This window comes from Streptomyces sp. NPDC051822 (assembly GCF_044452745.1).
Lineage (GTDB): Bacteria > Actinomycetota > Actinomycetes > Streptomycetales > Streptomycetaceae > Streptomyces.
The window spans coordinates 204,361-222,812 of the sequence record NZ_JBITBZ010000003.1 but is presented as its reverse complement, the minus strand read 5'-3'; the positions used below and the strand labels follow the sequence as shown (position 1 = coordinate 222,812).

Below are 18,452 nucleotides of genomic sequence, written 5' to 3'. Positions count from 1 at the left end.
GGATGGCGGATGCCCGTCAGGGAACCCGGACGACCTGACCCGCGTACGAGAGGTTGCCGCCGAAGCCGAAGAGCAGGACCGGGGCTCCGGACGCCAGCTCGCCGCGCTCGACCAGCTTGGCCAGGGCCAACGGGATGGAGGCGGCGGAGGTGTTGCCGGAGTCGACGACGTCGCGGGCGACGATCGCGTTGACGGCGCCGATCTTCGCCGCGAGCGGCTCGATGATGCGCAGGTTGGCCTGGTGCAGGACCACGCCCGCGAGCTCCTCGGGGGCGATGCCGGACCGCTCGCAGGTCTTGCGGGCGAGCGCGGGCAGCTGCTGGGTCGCCCAGCGGTAGACGGACTGGCCCTCCTGCGCGAAGCGCGGCGGGGTGCCCTCGATGCGGACGGCGTTGCCCATCTCCGGGACGGAGCCCCACAGGACGGGTCCGATGCCGGGCGCCTCCCCCGCGGCCGTCTCGTCGTCCACCGCCTCCACGATCGCGGCACCCGCTCCGTCGCCGACGAGGACGCACGTGGTGCGGTCCGTCCAGTCGGCCACCTCGGTCATCTTGTCGGCGCCGATGACCAGGACGCGGCGCGCCCCACCGGCCCGTACGGCATGGTCGGCGGTGGCCAGGGCGTGCGTGAAGCCGGCGCAGACCACGTTGAGGTCCATGGTGGCGGGCGAGGTCATGCCGAGGCGGGCGGCGACGCGGGCGGCCGTGTTGGGCGAGCGGTCGATGGCCGTGGAGGTGGCGACGAGGACGAGGTCGATGTCGTCGGGGACGAGCCCCGCGGTGGCCAGGGCCTTGCCCGCGGCGTGTGCCGCGAGCTCGTCGACGGGTTCGTCCGGCCCTGCGACGTGCCGGGTGCGGATGCCGACCCGGCTGGTGATCCACGCGTCGTCGGTGTCGACCAACTCCGCGAGGTCGTGGTTGGTGAGCACCTTGGCGGGCTGGTAGTGCCCGAGCGCTGCGATGCGAGTGCCCGTCATACCGGGGCCCCCTCGGTGTGTCGATCGTGGACAGGACCCCCCAGTCTTGCCAGCGACTGATGGGTAACGGGTGACGTAAACCACCAAGATTCCCCGGCACCCCTTGGCCGACCGTGACAAGGCCCGGGCGGGGCACGGCCTCCGCGCCACCGTGGGGCGCCGTGGGCGGGGTCGGTTCTTCAGTTCTTCTCTTCAGTTCTTCTCTTCAGTTCTTCTCTTCAGTTCTTCGGCGGGTCGATCATCTGGAGGGCGAGGGTGGCCGGGGGCGGGGCGACGCCGGGGCCGCCGGCGGCCGTCCAGGCGAGGATGTCGTCGAGGGAGTCCTCGTCGAGGGTGAACGCGATCCAGGCGGCCCGCCCACCGCGCCGCCGGCCTTCGGTGGAGGGCTGGACGACGACGATGTTGGCCTGGGCGCAGGGTCCGAGGCAGTCGCTGGTACGGACGGCGAGCCGGCCGCGGGAGGCGGCGGCGGCCTCCCGGAGGCGGGCGAGCTGGCCGGCGTGGTCGGTGCCGGGGTTCTTGCGGGCGTCGCCGCAGCAGCAGCCCCGGCAGACGACGAGGGAGCAGGGGCGGGCCCCGTACCGTATCGGGACCGGGGTCACTCGGGGCCGTCCAGGGTGATCGCGGAGGCGGGGGCGACCGTGCCGAGGCGCGGGAAGTCGAGGCCGACGGAGGCGCGGTGCTCGTCGGCGGTGAGCGCGGTCATGGCGTCCTCGGCGAAGACGAGGTCGTAGCCGTGGTCGGAGGCGGCGCGGGCGGTGGACTCGACGCCGAGGTTGGTGGCGATGCCGCCGAGGACGAGGGTGGTGGCCCCGAGTCCGGTGAGCAGCTCGTGGAGTCCGGTGTCGTGGAAGGCGCCTATGGTGCGCTTGACGACGACGGGTTCGCCGTCCCCGACGAGGCGGGGGGCGAGGTCGCTGCCGGGCGGCTGGTGGTCGACGCCGGGGCGCTCGGACCGGATGTGGACGACGGGGGCACCGGCGGCGCGGAAGGTGTCGGCGAGCCGGGAGGCCGCGGCGAGGGCGTCGGTGCCGGGCCTGGGGGCGAGGGGCAGCGCGACGATGCGCTCCATGAGGTCGACGAGGACGAGTGCGGTGCGGCCTGGATCGAGTGCGGGCATGGGAGCACCGTATCGGCCCGGATGATCACCGCGTCTTCGCGCCCGACTCCGTGGCCGGTTCCGCATCCGTCTCGGCTTCCGCCTCGGAGTCCGTCTCGGCGTCCGTCTCCGCGTCCCGTGCGCGGCGCCTCGCGATCACCGCGCAGACCATCAGCTGCATCTGGTGGAACAGCATCAGCGGGAGTACGGCGAGCGAGGCCTGCGGGCCGAAGAGGACGCTGGCCATCGGCAGTCCCGCCGCCAGGCTCTTCTTCGAGCCGGCGAACTGGACGGCGATCCGGTCCGCCCGGCCGAAGCCGAGGCGTCCGGCGCCGTACCAGGTCAGGGCGAGCATCGCCGCGAGGAGGACGGCTTCGACGGCGAGCAGCGTGGCGAGCCTCGCCGGGGTCACCAGGTGCCAGATCCCGGCGGTCATGCCCAGGCTGAAGGCGGTGTAGACGACGAGGAGGATCGATCCCCTGTCGACCTGCCCGAGGACCTTCTTGTGGCGTAGGACGAAGCCGCCGACCCAGGGGCGCAGGAGCTGTCCGGCGAGGAACGGTACGAGGAGCTGGAACACGATCTTGAGGAGCGCCGCGGCGGAGAGGCCGCCCGCGCTGTCGCCGAGGAGCGCCGCGGCGAGCAGGGGGGTCAGGACGATGCCGGCGAGGGAGGAGAAGGAGCCCGCGCAGATCGCGGCGGGGACGTTGCCGCGGGCGATCGAGGTGAAGGCGATGGAGGCCTGCATGGTGGAGGGCACCAGGCAGAGGAAGAGGAAGCCGCTGTAGAGCTGGGGGGTGAGCACGGTGGGGACGAGGCCGCGGGCGGCGAGTCCGAGGAGCGGGAAGACCAGGAAGGTGCTCGCGAGGACGGTGAGGTGGAGCCGCCAGTGCTTGAGGCCGTCGAGGGCCTCGCGGGTGGAGAGCCGGGCGCCGTAGAGGAAGAAGAGGAGGGCAACGGCCCCGGTCGAGGCTCCTTGCGCGATGTCGGCGGCGGCTCCGGAGGCGGGCAGGAGCGTGGCGAGGGCGACCGTGCCGAGCAGGGCGAGGACGTGTCCGTCGACGGGCAGCCAGGACGGGAGGCGGGGGGTACGGCGGGTGGCGGGGCGGGCGGTACGAGTGGGCGTAGGGACGGTCATGGGCTCCACTGCTCTGTGCACTGCGGGGGGGGCGGGGCGCGTCCTCCCATCCTGTTCCACGACCCGGTGATCGGGTATCCCGTACAGCCCTCTGACTGTCATCACGATCTGTGATGATGGGGTGGTGTACGAGCCCACGCACCTGCGCACCTTCCTCGCCGTGGCCCAGACGCTGAGCTTCACGCGGGCCGCGGAGCGGCTCGGGCTGCGCCAGTCGACCGTCAGCCAGCATGTGCGGCGGCTGGAGACGGCGACCGGCCGGCCGTTGTTCACCCGGGACACGCACCGGGTGGCGCTGACGGAGGACGGTGAGGCGATGCTCGGCTTCGCGCGGACGATCCTCCAGGCGCACGAGCGGGCGGCGGCGTTCTTCGGCGGGACCCGGCTGCGCGGCCGGCTGCGCTTCGGTGTGTCGGAGGACTTCGTGACGACCCGGCTGCCGGAGATCCTGGAGTCGTTCCGGCGTGAGCATCCGGAGGTCGACCTGGAGCTGACGGTGGAGCTGTCGGGCACGCTGCAGGCCCGGCTCGCGGCGGGTCGGCTCGATCTGATCCTGGCGAAGCGGCGGGGCGGGGAGAGCGAGGGCCGGCTCGTGTGGGAGGACGCGCTGATCTGGATCGGGGCGCCGGGGCTGCGGCTCGATCCGGACCGTCCGGTGCCGCTGATCCTGTACCCGCCGCCGGGGATCACGCGGGAGCGGGCCCTGGAGGCGCTGGAGGCGCAGGGCCGGGCGTGGCGGATCGCGTGTACGAGTTCCAGTCTGAGCGCGAACGTGGCGGCGGCGCGCGCGGGGCTGGGGGTGATGGCGCACACGCGGGGTCTTGTGCCGCCGGGGCTCGTACCGGTGCCGGACCGGGCGGGGCTGCCGGAGCTGGGGGACGTGGGCTTCGTGCTGCGCGGCGGCCGTCGGGGCGGGTCGGTCCAGGAGGCGGCGGACGCGCTGGCGGAGGCGATCCTTGCGGGCGGCGACCGGCTGCACCGGTCCGGGTGAGCGGATACGGGCCACAGACGCTCCGGGTCCGTCGCACGGGCCCCTCAACGAGTGTGTGGCGACGTTCCGGTGAACGGCGGCGGGCCGTACCCGAGCGGCTGGGCGGCATGAAGGAGGCGTCGGGGCGGCGCTCCCGTGAGCGGTCGGTACAGATTCGGTGGAGATTCGCGCCCGGCGGACGTACCGTCCGGTCGGTAACAGCCCGGAGGGGTCTGCGACTTGGCTCCCCCACCCACCCTGACCTGTGAGAACGCGGAATGTCCCGGCTTGGTGAAGGCCCTGCCGCCGGGCAGTCGGGTGGGGTACCGTCACCCGCGCCGTACGGAGCGCGACAACGGGCTTTTTCAGCCACCGAGCCGTCGAGGAGCAGGTCAGTGCGCGAGTTCACCGTGCCGCCCGTCGAGGCGGCGCCTCAGGTCGGCGGTCTGGCGGACGCCGTGTACGAGCGCGCTCTCGCCGAGCCCGACCGGGTCGCGTTCGGCCGGAAGGGCCCGGACGGGGAGTGGCGGGACGTGCCGGCCGCGCGGTTCAGGGACGAGGTCCTCGGTCTCGCGAAGGGGCTGATCGCGGAGGGTGTGCGGTTCGGCGACCGGGTCGCGATCATGGCCCGTACCCGCTACGAGTGGACGCTCTTCGACTTCGCGCTGTGGTCCCTGGGCGCCCAGCCGGTGCCGGTCTACCCGACGTCCTCCGCCGAGCAGGTCTTCTGGATGCTGCACGACTCCGAGGTCACGGCGTGCGTGGTGGAGCACGAGGACCACGCGATGACGATCGGCTCGGTGGTCGACCGGCTGCCGCTGCTCCGGCGCCTGTGGCAGCTGGACGCGGGCGCGGTGGCCGAGCTGACGGCGGCGGGGGCGGACATCGACGAGGACGTCGTGCACCGGCACCGGCGGGCGGTGACCCCGGAGACGGTGGCGACGGTCATCTACACGTCGGGGACGACCGGCCGCCCCAAGGGCTGTGTGATCACCCACGCCAACTTCATGTTCGAGACGGACATGCTCGTGGGCCGCTGGGAGCCGGTGTTCCGTTCCCGGCCGGGCGAGCAGGCGTCGACGCTGCTGTTCCTGCCGCTCGCGCACGTCTTCGGCCGGATGGTGGAGGTCGCGGCGGTGCGGAGCGGGGTGAAGCTGGGCCATCAGCCGGTGATGGCGGCCGGTGAGCTGCTCCCCGACCTGGCGTCGTTCCGGCCGAGTTTCGTCCTGGCCGTCCCGTACGTCTTCGAGAAGGTCTTCCACGCGGCGCGGCGCAGGGCGGAGCGGGAGGGGAAGGCCGGGCCCTTCGACAAGGCCGCGGAGGTGGCGGTGGCGTACGCGGAGGCGCTGGAGCAGAAGGCGTTCGGGACCGGTCCCGGGCCTTCGGCGGCGCTGCGCGTGCAGCACCAGTTCTTCGAGAAGACGGTGTACGCGAAGATCCGGGCGGCCCTGGGCGGCCGCATGCGGCACGCGATGTCGGGCGGTTCGGCGATGGACCGCGGGCAGGGCCTGTTCTTCGCGGGTGCGGGGATCACGGTGTTCGAGGGGTACGGCCTGACGGAGTCGTCGGCGGCCGCGACGGCGAACCCGCCCGAGCGCGTGAAGTACGGGACGGTCGGGCAGCCGGTTCCGGGTACGACGGTGCACATCGCGGAGGACGGGGAGGTGTGGCTGCACGGCGGTCAGGTCTTCTCCGGATATCTCAACGCCCCCGAGGCGACGGCCGCGGTCCTCAACGACGGCTGGCTGGCCACCGGGGACCTCGGCGCCCTCGACGAGGACGGTTATCTGACGATCACCGGCCGCAAGAAGGAGATCCTGGTGACGTCGGGCGGCAAGAGCGTCGCCCCGGGGCGTCTGGAGGAGCGGGTGCGGGCGCATCCGCTGATCGCCCAGTGCATCGTGGTCGGCAACGACAGGCCGTACATCGCCGCCCTGGTGACCGTCGACCAGGAGGCGGTGGAGCACTGGCTCGCGATGCAGGGGCGGGCGCCGCTGGCACCGGCGGAGCTGGTGCGGGATCCGGCCCTGGAGACCGAGATCCGGCGCGGGGTGGTGGCGGCGAACACGCTGGTCTCGCAGGCCGAGTCGATCCGTACGTTCCGGATCCTGGCGCATCCGTTCAGCGAGGAGCACGGGCTGCTCACGCCCTCCCTGAAGCTGAAGCGGAAAGCGATCGAGCGGGCGTACGCGGCGGAGGTCGCGGCGCTGTACGGCTGAGCCGTTCGCGTCGGCGGAATGTGGGAAGTGGAATGCGCGACGGCCCGTGATCGTTGACGCTGGGAGTGTCTCCGTACGGCTTACGGCCTGTGCGGGGCGCACCGTCACGACCCGCGACAAGGTAAGGACCACTTCCACGTGAGCACGGACAGCAAGGTTCCCTCGGTCACTCTGAACAACGGCGTCCTGATGCCGCAGCTGGGCTTCGGTGTCTGGCAGGTCCCGGACGACGAGGCGGCCCCGGCCGTCGCGACCGCGCTGGAGGCCGGCTACCGCTCGATCGACACCGCCGCGATCTACCGGAACGAGCAGGGCACGGGCCGTGCCGTCGCCGCTTCCGGCATCGCCCGCGAGGACCTGTTCATCACCACCAAGCTATGGAACGGCGACCAGGGCTACGACTCGACGCTGAAGGCCTTCGACGCCTCGCTCGACAAGCTGGGCCTCGACTACGTCGACCTGTACCTCATCCACTGGCCGTTGCCCGCGAAGGACGCGTACGTCGACACGTACCGGGCGTTCGAGAAGATCCACGCGGACGGCCGCGCGAAGGCGATCGGCGTCTCGAACTTCCTCCCCGAGCACCTGGAGCGGCTGATCGGCGAGACGTCGGTCGTGCCCGCCGTCAACCAGATCGAGCTCCACCCGCAGTTCCCCCAGGCGGCCTCCCGCGAGGCGCACGCCCGGTACGGCATCGCGACCGAGGCGTGGTCGCCGCTCGGCTCCGGGCAGGGCCTCCTGGACGTTCCCGCGATCGTCGCGATCGGCCGCAAGCACGGCAGGACGCCGGCCCAGGTGGTGCTGCGCTGGCACCTCCAGCTGGGGAACGTGGTGATCCCGAAGTCGGTCACCCCGTCCCGTATCCGGGAGAACATCGACGTGTTCGGCTTCGAGCTGGACGCCGAGGACCTGGCCGCGATCGCCGCGCTCGACGAGAGCCGCCGACTGGGCCCGGACCCGGCGGAGTTCAGCGTCGGCGCCTGAGCGCGGACGACGACGAGGGGGTGGGTACGGTGAGTGGTTCGCCGAAGTCCCTGGCCGAGGGAGTCGGTACGGTGAGTGGTTCGCCGGGGCCCGTGGAAGCGGGCCTCTACCAGGTGCGGAACGTGGGCAGCGGGCTGCTCCTGGAGGTGTACGAGGGTTCGGGCCGCAGTGGCGCCAACGTCCAGCAGGGCAGCGGGAACGGATCGCCGGGGCAGCAGTGGCACATCACGCCCGTGCCGAACGGCGGGGGGCTCTACCACCTGGTGAACGCGGCCAGCGGGAAGCGGCTCGACGTCGCCAACGCGTCCACGGAGAACGGCGCCAACGTCCAGCAGTGGAAGGCGAACAACTTCGGCGCGCAGGAGTGGATCATCGAGCAGGACCTGCAGTCGCCGGGGACGGTCGCGCTGGTGAGCTTCATCAGCGGGCTCTTCCTGGAGGTCGCGGACGGTTCGACGGCCGACGGCGGCAACGTACGGCAGTGGGAGGACACCGACTCCCCGTTCCAGTGGTGGCGGTTGGAGCCGGTGTCCTGACGGGCGGGGCCGTCAGCCCTTGCGGGCGGTGTGGACCGTGCGGGCCGTGAGGTGGAACAGGTCCGTGCGGTGGTGCAGGGACAGCTCGTCGGCCGGGTCGAGGAGCCGGTCGAGCGTCACCCGGTCGTCCGCGTCGAGCCGGGTGCCGCAGCCCTCCCTGAGCCGGCCGAAGTGGGTGACGGCCAGCTCCCGTACGACCGGGGACACCGGCGCGGGAACGTCGGTGAGGAAGGTGCGGGTGCCCGCCGGGGTGAGGCCGGCGCCGGCGAGCAGCGCGCGCCAGTCGTCCGGCTCGTCCTTGGTGCCGGGGAGTCCGGCGCGCATCTCGCCGAACCAGTCCGCGCCGGCGGCGTCGAGACGCGCTTCGAGACCCGGCCGGCCCATGCCGATGTGCCAGGGCAGGTGACGGGTCGGCAGGCCGCCCTCGACGAGGACCATCAGGCCCCCCGGGTTCAGCAGCGCGGCGAACTCCACGAGTGCGGCCCGCTGGTCGCCGATGTGGTGCACCGAGTTGCCCGCCCAGATGATGTCGGCCTGCCCCAGGCCCGCGATGCCCTCGGGGAGTTCGGCGTGGAGCGTGGAGACGCGGGCGCCGAGGCCGCGCGCCTCGGCGCGGTCGCGGGTGCGGGCAAGGAGTTCGGGGGTGCCGTCGACGGCGACGGTCTCCGCGGCGGGGAAGGCTTCGGCGAGCAGGCTGGTGACGACGCCGGGGCCGCTGCCGACGTCGAGGATCCGGCGGACGCCCTGCACGGGGGCGAGCGTGCCGAGCCAGGCGGCGGCGTCGGCGTACGCGGGGATCGCGATCTCGGCCTGCCGCTCCAGGAGCGGGGCGAGCTCGTTCCAGTCCAGGTGGGGACCGTCGTGGTGGTGCGCGTGCGCGGGACCCTGTCCCTTGCCCTGGCCGTGACCGTGGTCGCCATGGTCGCCGTGATCGCCGTGGCGGGATTCGCTGTGCTGACTCATGGGTCCAGCGTGAGTCCAGCGGCCCCGAAGTGCGAGAAATATTGCCAGTACGGCAAAGAATCGGCCATTCGGGTGAAGGGGTGAACGGTCGTGGGCGGTCGGTTCAGGCCGCGGTGCGGTGCTCCTGCGGACTGACGCCCCGGACCCGCTTGAAGGCGGCGCTCAGGGCGAACGCCCCGCTGTAGCCGACCCGCCGGGCGACGGACTCGACCGTCGCGTCCGGGTCGCGGAGCAGATCGGCGGCGAGTTCGAGCCGCCAGCCGGTGAGGTACGCCATCGGGGGCTCGCCGACGAGTGCGGTGAAGCGGCGGGCGAGCGCGGCCCTGGACACACCCGTCTTCGCGGCGAGCGAGGCGACGCTCCAGGGATGGGCGGGGTCGTTCTGGAGCAGCCGGAGCGCCCGGCCGACCACGGGATCGCCCATGGCCCGGTACCAGGCGGGGGCCTCGGCGCCGGGCCGGGCGAACCAGGCGCGGACGCCGGCGATGAGCATCAGGTCGAGGACCCGGTCGAGTACGGCGGTCTGGCCGGGTTCGTCGCGGGCTATCTCCTCGCCGAGGAAGGGCATGAGGGGGCAGTTCCACGTGTCGGCGGGCAGGTGGAGCAAGCCCGGCAGGGCGTCGAGCAGCCGTCGGCCGACCTCGCCGTCCATCCGGTAGGTGCCGACGAGGACGGTGGTGCCGCCGTCGGGGGCGTTGCCCCAGGTGCGGACGCCGAGCCGCATGGCGTCGGCGAGCGGCTCCCCGGTGAGGGTGGTGCAGGCGCCGTCGGGGCCGATCCGGGCGCGGGGCGGCGCGTCGGGGGTGTGGGCGACGGTGTACGGCTCGGGGCCGCGGGCGATGGCGATGTCCCCGGGCCGCAGCAGGACGGGCTCGCCGGTGTCCGGGACGACCCAGGCCTCGCCCTCGGTGACGCACATCAGGCAGACCGGAGCGCCGTCCTCGATGCGCACGGACCACGGCGGCTCCATGATCATGCGGAGCAGGAAGGCGCCCTTGGCGCGGGGCCCGTCGAGGAGTCCGGCGAGTGCGTCCATGGTCCGCAAGGGTACGGGCAGGGCGTGCGGACGGGTGAGACGGAGGCGTAGGCGGGTGAGACTGCGGAGCATGGGCGGACGGGTTCGCGGGCGGGAGTCTTGAGCCATGACGACGAACACGCAGAACACCCAGAACACGCGACACATCCAGGACACGCAGCACCTCCAGGGCACACAGCGCATCCAGGACACGCAGGACATGGACTTCCAGCGCACGCGGACGGTCCTCGTCACGTCCGCCTCCGGCAAGACCGGGCGGCGCGTGGCCGAGCGGCTCGGGGCCCGCGGGGTGACGGTCCGGGCCGGGTCCCGCACCGGGGCGACGCCCTTCGACTGGGAGGACCCGGCGACCTGGGCCCCGGCGCTGCGGGGCGCGGACGCCGCGTACGTGGCCTACTACCCGGACCTCGCCGCCCCCGGCGCGGCCGAGGCGATGCGGACCTTCGGCCGGCTCGCCGCCGAGAGCGGGGTGCGGCGTCTGACGCTGCTGTCCGGCCGTGGGGAGCCCGAGGCCGTGGTGGCGGAGGAGGCGCTGCGGGCGGCGGCGACCGGGGTCGAACTGGCCGTCGTCCGGGCTTCGTTCTTCGCGCAGAACTTCTCCGAGGGGCTGCTGGCGGACGAGGTCGCGGAGGGTGTGCTCGTCTTCCCGGCGGGTGACACGGCCGAGCCCTTCGTCGACGTGGACGATCTGGCGGACGTGGTCGTCGAGACGCTGACGGTGGACGGGCACGCGGGGCGGGTGCACGAGGTGACGGGGCCGCGTCCGGTCGGCTTCGCCGAGGTGGCGGCGGAGATCGCGCGGGTCTCGGGCCGCCCGGTGGCCTACCGGGCGGTGTCCGAGGCCGACTACGCGGAGCTCCTCACAGGGTTCGGACTGCCGGCACCGGAGGCGGAGTGGCTCGCGGCCCTGTTCGCGACGCTCCTCGACGGCCACAACGCCTCGGTGACGGACGGGGTGAAGCGGGTCCTGGGCCGCGAGCCGCGCTCGTTCGCCGCGTTCGCGGCGGAGGCCTGGGGTGGTCCGGCGCGCTGACGCCCTGCTCAGGCGTAGCGCCGTGCCAGGGTCCGTACGGTCTCGGCGATGCGGGTGCGGAGTTCCTCGGGGGCCAGGACCTCCACGTCGGTGCCGAGGGCGAGGAAGGTGTCGTGGGCGTGGTCGGCCGATTCGACGGGGAGCGTGGCGCGTGTCCAGCCGTCGGGTTCCGGGGTGCCGGTCGCCGCGAGTGCGCGGGCCGCTGCGCCGGTCAGCCGGGCCGCGCCGGCCGGGGAGAGGCGGACGAGGGCCTCGCCCCGGTGCAGCCGGGCGTGGAAGTCGGCCTGGCTCTCGCGCCAGTGGCGGGCGAGGTCGAAGCCTTCCGGGGCGGTGACCTCCTCGTCGGTGACGGTGAGGTCGAGGATCTGGTCGACGCGGTACGTGCGCGGTCCGGGTCCGGCGATCAGGTACCAGCGGCCTGCCTTGAGGACGAGGCCGTACGGTTCGAGGCGGCGGTCGACGTCGGTCGGTGTCCGCCAGCGCCGGTAGCGGAGTTCGAGGGCGCGCCCGGTGCGGACGGCGTCGGCGACCTGGGGCAGGAACGGGGTTTCGGTGCCCTCGTCGTACCAGCCGGGGGCGTCGATGTGGAAGCGGGCCCGCAGCCGGTCGACGTGTTCGCGCAGGGGTGCGGGGAGGGCGGCGCGCAGTTTCAGCTGGGCGTCGGCGAAGTGCGGTCCGAGCCCGAGCTCTTCGGCGGCGCCGGGCATGCCGGCGAGGACGAGCGCCTCGGCCTCACGGGTGTAGAGGTCGGTGAGTCGGGAGCGGTGTCCGGCGAGGAGGCGGTAGCCGCCTCGGTGTCCGGCGTCCCCATAGAGCGGCACTCCGGCGGCGTGCAGGGAGTCGACGTCGCGGTAGACGGTGCGGACGGAGACCTCCAGTTCCTCCGCGAGTGCGGCGGCCGTCATCCGGCCCCGGGTCTGGAGCAGCAGGAGGATCGAGAGGAGTCGGCTGGACTTCACTGACACAAGGTGTCAGTGAAGTGCTCCTACAGTCCAGCCATGGCTTTCGCGGAGAAGTTCCTCTTCACGCTGCCGCCGGTGGAGATCGGCGGGCGGCGGCTCAAGCGTTATCACGTGACCTCGGATCCGGCGGGCATCGAGCCGGAGGTGGAGAAGGCGGCGTACGCGCTGCTGCCGGAGCTGCTGCCCCCGGCGGACGGCACGTCGGCGGACGGCACGCCGGCGGCGGGCTTCGTGGTGCTGCACCGGGGCGGTGACACCGGCGCGTACCTGAACGCGTACAGCTGGGTGTGGGACAACGTGCTCCACTTCGGCGGCGGGGCGGCGGGGCAGCCCGTCCTCGGCTGTCCCGACACCGATCCGGCGCACTTCGTCCGGGTGGACCGCTCGTGGATCGGCTGCGTGTGGGAGCTGGCTCCGCTCGAACACGAGCGGAGCGCCTGGATCCGTCACGTACTGGCCCCGGACGCCCCGGATCTGGCCGGCTATCTCGGGGACGCGCTGCCCTCCGGCACGACGGAGGTGTCGTCGTGAAGGGCCGCGGTTTCGACTTCCTCGACGGGGACTGGCACGTCCACAACCGGCGGCTCGCCGACTTCCTCGATCCGGAGAGCCGCTGGACGGAGTTCGAGGGGCACACGACGGGGCGGTTGTTCTGGGACGGGCGTGCGCACGTCGACGAGATCGTCTTCCCGTCGATGGGGTTCAGCGGGCTGACGCTGCGGCTGTACGAGCCGGAGACCGGGGAGTGGACGCTGAACTGGTCGGCCAGCCGTACGGGGAGGCTCGACCCGCCGGTCAGGGGCCGGTTCGCCGAGGACGGGACGGGCACGTTCCACGGCACGGACACCTATGCGGGGCGCCCGGTCCGGGTGCGGTTCCACTGGTCGGGGATCGGCCCGCACACGGCCCGCTGGGAGCAGGCGTTCGCGCCGGCGGACGGCGGGGGCGAGGAGGGGTGGGTGACGAACTGGGTGATGGAGTTCAGCCGCGCCTGACGAAGCGGGCGAGCCGGTATCGGGGGTCGTCACGGGGGCGATCCTGGTCCGGCAGGGCCGCGAGGGCGGCGGCGACCGCGTCGGAGGTCGCGGTGTCGCCGTCGAACCAGGAGGCGAAGTAGCCGGCGCGCAGCTTGCGTACGGTGTCGCGCGGGGTGGCGCCCTGGCCGTGTCCGGTGAAGTGGGTGCCGGTGGCGGGTTCGAGGCCGTGGGCGGCGGCGTACCGGGTGATGAGGTCGGCGCGGTCGGAGGCGGCTTCGGCCGACCGGTACGGGCGGAGGACGGCGTCGATGTCGCTGCCGACGTCGTGGGCGGCGTCCTTGTCGACGGTGGCGACGAGGACGCCGCCGGGGCGCAGGACGCGGGCCGCCTCGGCGACGATCTCGGCCGTGAACGGCACGAGGTGCAGCAGCCAGACGGCGCTGACCGCGTCGAGGGAGGCGTCGGGCAGCGGCAGCCGCCGGGCGTCGGCGCGGACGACCCGGCCGGGTACGCGTCCGGCGGCGACCCGCAGCATGGCGTGGGCGGCGTCGGCGCCGTGGACGCGGAGTCCGGGCCGGGTGAGCCGCTCGGTGACGAGACCGGTGCCGCAGGCCAGGTCGAGGAGGGTGCGGGCGCCGGGCGGCACGAGCCGCAGGACGGCCTCGGCCGCCGCCGCGGCCCGGGGCGCCCCGCCCCGGGTCCGGTCGTAGTGCGCGGCCTCGGCCTCGTAGTCGAGCAGGGTCTCGGTTTCCGCCATGCCGATGATCCTACGAAGGGTACGGGGTCCCGCCGAGGGTCAGTTGGCGCCGTGGCCCGGGGCGATCCCCTCGACACGTTCGGCGAGTTCGAAGTCCTTCTCGGTGACGGCGCCGCCCGCGGAGTGGGTGTTCACGGAGAGGGAGACCGTGTTGTAGCCGAGGGTCAGGTCCGAGTGGTGGTCGAGCTCCTGCTGGATCTGGGCGACGTGGACGACGAGGGCGGTCGCCGCGAAGTGGTCGCCGAGCCGGTAGACGCGGGTGAGGCGGTCGTCCTCGACGGACCAGCCGGGGAGTTCCCGCAGCCGGTCCTCGATCTCCTTCTGCGACAGGGGCTGTGTGGGCACGGGGGTGCTCCCTCGGGTCGGGGTGTGCGCGGTGGCGTTCGGGGTCCCCGGGAAAGCTACCCGGGGACCCCTCTGGGATACCGTCTGGCCATGACGACTGTCGTGAGCGACACGGGGGTGGGGTCGCTGCTGCGCGGATGGCGCGAGCAGCGGAGGCTGAGCCAGTTGGAGCTGGCCCTGCGCGCTGATTCGTCGGCGCGGCACATCTCCTTCGTGGAGACGGGCCGTTCGCGGCCGAGCGAGGAGATGGTCCTGCGGCTCGCCGAGCACCTGGAGGTGCCGGTGCGGGAGCGGAACGCGCTGCTGCTCGCCGCGGGATACGCGCCCCGGTACACGGAGTCGCCGCTCGACGCGCCGCGCCTCGACACCCTGCGCTGGGGCATCCAGCAGCTCCTCGACGGCTATGAGCCGTACCCGGCCCTGGTGGTGGACGGCACGTACACGGTGGTGGCGGCCAACCGGGGCATCGGGCTGCTCCTCGACGGGCTGCCGGAGCACCTCCTGACGCCGCCGATGAACGCGATGCGGATCACCCTGCACCCGGAGGGTCTGGCGCCCCGGATCCGGAATCTGCGGGAGTGGCGTGGCCACCTGCTCGCCCAGATGGACCGTCAGATCGCGCTGGCCCGTTCGGAGTCGCTGCGCGCGCTGTACGAGGAGGTGGCGGCCTATCCGCTGCCGGCCGAGGTCGATCCGGAGGACCGGCCGGACGCCGAGCCGTACCCGTACTTCGCGCTGCCGCTCCGTATCGAGCACGAGGGGCAGGTGCTGTCGTTCGTGTCGTCGATCTCGACGTTCAACACGCCGATGGACGTGACCGTGGCCGAGCTGGCCATCGAGACGTTCCTCCCTGCGGACCCGGCGACGGTCGCGTACCTGCGGTCTCTTCAGACGCCTTAGGGCCTCTGTTCCGCTCCCGGAGGCGTGGCCGTCATCGCAGGTTGCGGCGGTGGTGGTCGCTGGCGCGCCGGAGTCGTTCGGTGTGGTCGGCCAGGGCCTGGGTCTGGGCGGCCAGCTCGGGGTACCGCGCCCTCAGGTGGGGCGTGGTGTCGATGAGGGGGGCGAGGAGGCGCGCGGCGTCGTCGTCCGCGAGCGCCCGGACCAGAACGCCGAGCGAGGTGCGGGCGGGGCCGGGAAGGTCGTCGAGAGAGCCGATCCGGCCTGCGAGGCGGCGCAGCTCCGAGGCGTTGACGCGGGCCCATCGGCTGATCGCGCGTTCCGCGGCGCGGCGGTCGCGCTCGGTCTTGACGCGCTGGTCGCCGGTGGCGCCGGGGTCCGCGTCCGCGGGGCGCAGTCGCAGGTAGCGGCGTTCGGCGGCCTGGCGGCTTGCGACGCCGAGCGGGGAGGCGAGGTCGGCCCAGCTGGCGCCGGCGTCGCGGGCGCTCTCGATGAGGCCGTGCTCCCAGCCGTCGAGGCGCTCGCGGAGTTCCCGCAGCAACGGCAGAGCGGTGAGCGCCCTCTCGGGTCCGGGAGTCGCGGCGGTGCCGGAGGGCTCGTCCCGGGCCGCCCGGGCCGACCGCAGGGCGTGGTCGATCGCGCGCAGGGCGCTCTGCGCGGCGAGGAAGGACTCGCTGTCCACTTCGGACGCGTCCTGTCGAGCGGAGCTGCGGTTCGGGTCCATTCACGCCTCTCCTGTCAGCGTCACCATTTCGACGACTTCCTGGTTGTCATCGTTCCTATGACATGTTACAACGGAGGCAGGTGAAGCGCACGAAGCAGCACATGCCTGAACCGACTGGAGGTGTCCGTGATGTTGATGCGCACCGACCCCTTCCGCGAACTGGACCGGCTCACCCAGCAACTGCTCGGGACGAACGGCACGTGGTCACGCCCCTCGGCGATGCCGCTCGACGCCTATCGAGAGGGCGACGAGTACGTGGTGGCCCTGGACATCCCCGGTGTCACCCCGGAGGCCATCGACGTCGACGTGGAGCGCAACATGCTCACCGTGCGGGCCGAGCGACGGCCTGCCGTGAACACCGGCGACGTGCAGATGGAGCTGTCCGAGCGTCCCCTGGGCGCCTTCTCCCGCCAGGTCGTGCTGGCCGACACCCTGGACACGGAGCACATCAGGGCCGACTACGAGGCCGGCGTGCTGACCCTCCGCATCCCGATCGCGGAGCGCGCCAAGCCCCACAAGATCGAGATCAAGGGCGGCGCCACGCACAAGGAGATCCGTGCCTGACGTCTCGGCGGGCACCCTGCTGCCCGTGCCCCCGCGGTCCGCCCGTCCGGCGGGCCCCGGGGGCCGGGCCGCACTCCGGACCACTGGAGGGAGGCTGGACATCATGGGCACCTTCGACACCACCGGTGCCACCGACACCACCGGCGCCATTGGCACCACCGACGCGTCCGGAACGACCGCCGCCTCTGGAACGGCCACCGCCTCCGGATCCACCGCCGAAGGCCGTACCGTGATCACGGCCCGCGGTGAACTCGACATCGACACCGGCCCCGCGCTGCGTGACGAGATCGCGGAGGCCCTCGAACGCAACCACGGAGTGGTGGTCGACCTCTCCGGCGTGGAGTTCATGGACTGCGCGGGCCTGGGTGCCCTCATCGCGGCCCTCCACGTGGCCGAGCGCCACGGACACGCCCTCACCCTGCGCTCCCCGAACCGCCAGGTGACCAGGCTCCTCCGCCTGACCGGCGCCCATGAGCGGCTGCCGGTCGAACCCTCGTCACGGAGCGGGGCGCCCACAGCCGGCGGGCGGACCGGAGGGAGGCACCGGCGATGACACTGCGACAGGAACCGTTTCTGGAACAGGTCAGGGAACGCGGCAGGTACCCCGGCTCGCAGGAGGCCGACCGGGCGGCACGCGTCGTGCTCGCCCTCCTCGGCGCCCACCTGATCGGCTCGGAACGGGCCGAGCTGGCCGCCCGCCTCCCCGAGACGTACGCGCTGATCCTGCTCAATCCCCTGCAGTCCGCCGAGCCCCTGAGCCCCGAGCGGTTCATCCGCGCCACCGCGGCCTGGATCGACGGGGCCACGGAGACCACCGCCACCTGGGACGTCAGCGCCGTCCTCAGCACCGTGGCCGACGCCGCGGGCGAGGACCTGATGAAGCGCGTCCTGTTCCAGCTCCCCACCGGCTACGACCTCCTGTTCGGCCGGCCCGGCGGGGGCTGAGGGAGACGGCCCGCGTCCCGGGCCGTCTCCGCGCGACGGACGGCGACCGTCGGCGTCACGAGGACGGCCTGGCGGCGACAGCCCGCAGCGCGGTCCACTGGAGGACGGCGAACCCGGCCACGGTGACCGCCTGCATCGGCGTCCACACCAGGCCCGCGGTGGTCGGCTCCAGCCAGGCGACCAGGGCGACCACGCTCAGGACGGCCCAGAGGACGTTGAGGTCGACGACGAGCTTCACGGCGAGCGCCGGGGGCTGCGGCCGGCTCGCGAGCCAGCCGACCCCGGCGGCGAACAGCGTGAGGAAGAGACCGAGTTCGAACAGCAGCCCCGCGTCGATCCCGAGGAGGTCCCCGAGCGGCCCGGAGGCGGCGGCGTAGGCGACGCCGTTGGCGCCGGTGACGACGGCGTCGAGCGCGAGGAACCGGCGGACGGCGGACTGGGGCCGGGTGGTGCGGGCGAGACCGGTGAGCAGGGCCTGGGACATGACGGATCACCCTCCATGGGGGACGTTCGGGCGGTATGGACCCGGAGCCCGGGCGGAGTGCGCCGCCCGGGTTCCGGTGTTCATGAGCATGCCGCGAGGCCCTGAGGGGGTCGATTACCCGCGAGGTAATGCGGGGGGGGCGGCTCGCGGTCGTCAGCGGATGGGGCCGTCCCGGTACGTGGGCGGCTCGGGCGCCGGGGCCGGGGCCGGATCGGGGATCTCGGCGGGGGGTTCGGGCGCCCGGTCGGTGCGTCGGGCGCGGGAGGCCTCGGCGCGCAGCAGGGCCTGGAGGACGGCGAACGGGTCTGCGGGCATGACGCGACTCCTCGTGGTGGGGGGGTGATGTCGGAAACCGCTGGGAGGCGGGGCCTCTCAGCAGCGCATCACCACGCACCGGAGCGCGGCGCCGCGCGGGGCGACCACGGGGGCGGGGAACGGGATCCGGACGAGCCTGCGGACGGCGTACAGCCGGGGCCCGGGCCGGGGCCGTACGGGGCGCAGTCGCGTACGGCGCCGTCGGGAGCGGCCGGGGAGTCCGGCCTCGGCGCCGGCGGGATCGTGGATCTCGCCGCTCGGGTCGGACACCGGGGCGGCGGCGGGACGGAGTTCGGCTCCCCCGGTGAGGGTGGCCGCGGCGCCGGTGCCGAGCAGTGCGGCGAGGACGAGGAGCAACACGATCCAGCGCCGTGGGCCCCGGTCCTGGCGCACCGGGCCCCCCGCCGGGACGGCGGGCGGTTCGGGCGGCTCGGGTGCGGGGCTCACGAAGATCCGTCATGCCCCGCGTGGCCCCCGGCGCGGCACCCCTGACGGCAGATCCGCCCGAGCGGCCTACGGGCGGGGCCC

Annotated in this window: 24 protein-coding genes; 11 read left to right on the top strand and 13 right to left on the bottom strand. The window is 73.3% G+C overall.

Annotation, left to right across the window (positions count from 1 at the left end):
* Window positions 1–16 precede the first annotated feature (16 nt).
* The 4 genes from ACIA8N_RS11530 to ACIA8N_RS11515 form a co-directional block, all read right to left on the bottom strand.
* Complete coding sequence (locus tag ACIA8N_RS11530; RefSeq protein ID WP_365780111.1) at window positions 17–976, bottom strand: beta-ketoacyl-ACP synthase III; 960 nt, start codon at window positions 974–976, stop codon at window positions 17–19.
* A 218-nt stretch (window positions 977–1,194) separates the two neighbouring features.
* Complete coding sequence (locus tag ACIA8N_RS11525) at window positions 1,195–1,578, bottom strand: (2Fe-2S) ferredoxin domain-containing protein (RefSeq protein WP_359204871.1); 384 nt, start codon at window positions 1,576–1,578, stop codon at window positions 1,195–1,197.
* Window positions 1,575–2,096: an isochorismatase family protein gene (locus ACIA8N_RS11520; protein ID WP_365780110.1), complete on the bottom strand. Its 522-nt coding sequence runs from the start codon at window positions 2,094–2,096 to the stop codon at window positions 1,575–1,577. Before ACIA8N_RS11520 ends, ACIA8N_RS11525 begins: the two co-directional genes overlap by 4 nt.
* 25 nt (window positions 2,097–2,121) lie before the next feature.
* Window positions 2,122–3,213: a bile acid:sodium symporter family protein gene (locus tag ACIA8N_RS11515; protein ID WP_365780109.1), complete on the bottom strand. Its 1,092-nt coding sequence runs from the start codon at window positions 3,211–3,213 to the stop codon at window positions 2,122–2,124.
* A gap of 124 nt (window positions 3,214–3,337) precedes the next feature.
* On the opposite strand from ACIA8N_RS11515, the gene ACIA8N_RS11510 reads away from it, so the two are divergent.
* The 4 genes from ACIA8N_RS11510 to ACIA8N_RS11495 all read left to right on the top strand — a co-directional run bounded on the left by ACIA8N_RS11510 (window position 3,338) and on the right by ACIA8N_RS11495 (window position 7,922).
* Window positions 3,338–4,204: a LysR substrate-binding domain-containing protein gene (locus ACIA8N_RS11510; RefSeq protein WP_037635730.1), complete on the top strand. Its 867-nt coding sequence runs from the start codon at window positions 3,338–3,340 to the stop codon at window positions 4,202–4,204.
* 374 nt (window positions 4,205–4,578) lie between these two features.
* Window positions 4,579–6,402, top strand: coding sequence for a long-chain fatty acid--CoA ligase (locus ACIA8N_RS11505; protein ID WP_365780108.1), 1,824 nt, complete (start codon window positions 4,579–4,581; stop codon window positions 6,400–6,402).
* Window positions 6,403–6,591: 189 nt separating this feature from the next.
* Window positions 6,592–7,386, top strand: coding sequence for an aldo/keto reductase (locus tag ACIA8N_RS11500; RefSeq protein WP_365780139.1), 795 nt, complete (start codon window positions 6,592–6,594; stop codon window positions 7,384–7,386).
* Between the two features lie 71 nt (window positions 7,387–7,457).
* A complete protein-coding gene (locus tag ACIA8N_RS11495; RefSeq protein ID WP_365780107.1) occupies window positions 7,458–7,922 on the top strand; it encodes an RICIN domain-containing protein in 465 nt (154 codons plus the stop codon).
* 12 nt (window positions 7,923–7,934) lie between these two features.
* Here ACIA8N_RS11495 and ACIA8N_RS11490 read toward each other — a convergent pair whose 3' ends face one another.
* Complete coding sequence (locus tag ACIA8N_RS11490; protein WP_365780106.1) at window positions 7,935–8,885, bottom strand: class I SAM-dependent methyltransferase; 951 nt, start codon at window positions 8,883–8,885, stop codon at window positions 7,935–7,937.
* Window positions 8,886–8,988: 103 nt separating this feature from the next.
* A complete protein-coding gene (locus ACIA8N_RS11485) occupies window positions 8,989–9,921 on the bottom strand; it encodes an AraC family transcriptional regulator (RefSeq protein ID WP_365780105.1) in 933 nt (310 codons plus the stop codon).
* Window positions 9,922–10,027: 106 nt separating this feature from the next.
* Between ACIA8N_RS11485 and ACIA8N_RS11480 the strand changes: the two genes are divergently transcribed.
* Window positions 10,028–10,954, top strand: coding sequence for an NmrA family transcriptional regulator (locus tag ACIA8N_RS11480; RefSeq protein ID WP_399416162.1), 927 nt, complete (start codon window positions 10,028–10,030; stop codon window positions 10,952–10,954).
* Between the two features lie 8 nt (window positions 10,955–10,962).
* On the opposite strand, the gene ACIA8N_RS11475 is transcribed toward ACIA8N_RS11480, so the two are convergent.
* Complete coding sequence (locus ACIA8N_RS11475) at window positions 10,963–11,913, bottom strand: YafY family protein (RefSeq protein ID WP_365780103.1); 951 nt, start codon at window positions 11,911–11,913, stop codon at window positions 10,963–10,965.
* A 39-nt stretch (window positions 11,914–11,952) separates the two neighbouring features.
* Here ACIA8N_RS11475 and ACIA8N_RS11470 point away from each other — a divergent pair, with 39 nt between their 5' ends.
* On the top strand, window positions 11,953–12,447 hold the full coding sequence (locus tag ACIA8N_RS11470) for a hypothetical protein (protein ID WP_365780102.1): 495 nt from the start codon (window positions 11,953–11,955) through the stop codon (window positions 12,445–12,447).
* A complete protein-coding gene (locus tag ACIA8N_RS11465; RefSeq protein ID WP_365780101.1) occupies window positions 12,444–12,911 on the top strand; it encodes a hypothetical protein in 468 nt (155 codons plus the stop codon). The genes ACIA8N_RS11470 and ACIA8N_RS11465 overlap by 4 nt, the downstream gene beginning before the upstream one ends.
* Here ACIA8N_RS11465 and ACIA8N_RS11460 read toward each other — a convergent pair.
* Both ACIA8N_RS11460 and ACIA8N_RS11455 read right to left on the bottom strand, forming a co-directional pair.
* Window positions 12,898–13,650: a class I SAM-dependent methyltransferase gene (locus ACIA8N_RS11460; protein ID WP_365780100.1), complete on the bottom strand. Its 753-nt coding sequence runs from the start codon at window positions 13,648–13,650 to the stop codon at window positions 12,898–12,900. The genes ACIA8N_RS11465 and ACIA8N_RS11460 overlap by 14 nt on opposite strands.
* A gap of 39 nt (window positions 13,651–13,689) precedes the next feature.
* A complete protein-coding gene (locus ACIA8N_RS11455; protein WP_365780099.1) occupies window positions 13,690–13,995 on the bottom strand; it encodes a 4a-hydroxytetrahydrobiopterin dehydratase in 306 nt (101 codons plus the stop codon).
* Between the two features lie 90 nt (window positions 13,996–14,085).
* Between ACIA8N_RS11455 and ACIA8N_RS11450 the strand changes: the two genes are divergently transcribed.
* Complete coding sequence (locus tag ACIA8N_RS11450; RefSeq protein ID WP_365780098.1) at window positions 14,086–14,895, top strand: helix-turn-helix transcriptional regulator; 810 nt, start codon at window positions 14,086–14,088, stop codon at window positions 14,893–14,895.
* A gap of 31 nt (window positions 14,896–14,926) precedes the next feature.
* Here ACIA8N_RS11450 and ACIA8N_RS11445 read toward each other — a convergent pair whose 3' ends face one another.
* Window positions 14,927–15,616, bottom strand: coding sequence for a type III effector protein (locus tag ACIA8N_RS11445; protein WP_365780097.1), 690 nt, complete (start codon window positions 15,614–15,616; stop codon window positions 14,927–14,929).
* 129 nt (window positions 15,617–15,745) lie between these two features.
* Here ACIA8N_RS11445 and ACIA8N_RS11440 point away from each other — a divergent pair, with 129 nt between their 5' ends.
* Genes ACIA8N_RS11440 through ACIA8N_RS11430 form a run of 3 tightly spaced genes read left to right on the top strand, consistent with a single transcriptional unit; the run spans window position 15,746 to window position 17,125 of the window.
* On the top strand, window positions 15,746–16,180 hold the full coding sequence (locus ACIA8N_RS11440) for an Hsp20/alpha crystallin family protein (protein WP_365780096.1): 435 nt from the start codon (window positions 15,746–15,748) through the stop codon (window positions 16,178–16,180).
* Window positions 16,173–16,733 (top strand): STAS domain-containing protein, encoded by a 561-nt coding sequence (locus ACIA8N_RS11435; protein ID WP_365780095.1) that lies wholly within the window; start codon window positions 16,173–16,175, stop codon window positions 16,731–16,733. The genes ACIA8N_RS11440 and ACIA8N_RS11435 overlap by 8 nt, the downstream gene beginning before the upstream one ends.
* Window positions 16,730–17,125, top strand: a complete 396-nt coding sequence (locus tag ACIA8N_RS11430) for a DUF2267 domain-containing protein (RefSeq protein WP_365780094.1) — start codon at window positions 16,730–16,732, stop codon at window positions 17,123–17,125. Before ACIA8N_RS11435 ends, ACIA8N_RS11430 begins: the two co-directional genes overlap by 4 nt.
* A gap of 55 nt (window positions 17,126–17,180) precedes the next feature.
* Here the strand turns inward: ACIA8N_RS11430 and ACIA8N_RS11425 are convergent, their stop codons facing one another.
* From ACIA8N_RS11425 to ACIA8N_RS11415, 3 genes are all read right to left on the bottom strand, one after another.
* Window positions 17,181–17,609 (bottom strand): hypothetical protein, encoded by a 429-nt coding sequence (locus ACIA8N_RS11425; protein WP_365780093.1) that lies wholly within the window; start codon window positions 17,607–17,609, stop codon window positions 17,181–17,183.
* 153 nt (window positions 17,610–17,762) lie between these two features.
* A complete protein-coding gene (locus tag ACIA8N_RS11420) occupies window positions 17,763–17,924 on the bottom strand; it encodes a hypothetical protein (protein WP_365780092.1) in 162 nt (53 codons plus the stop codon).
* 57 nt (window positions 17,925–17,981) lie between these two features.
* Entirely contained in the window at window positions 17,982–18,371 is a 390-nt protein-coding gene (locus ACIA8N_RS11415) for a hypothetical protein (RefSeq protein ID WP_365780091.1), read from the bottom strand.
* Window positions 18,372–18,452: the final 81 nt, after the last annotated feature.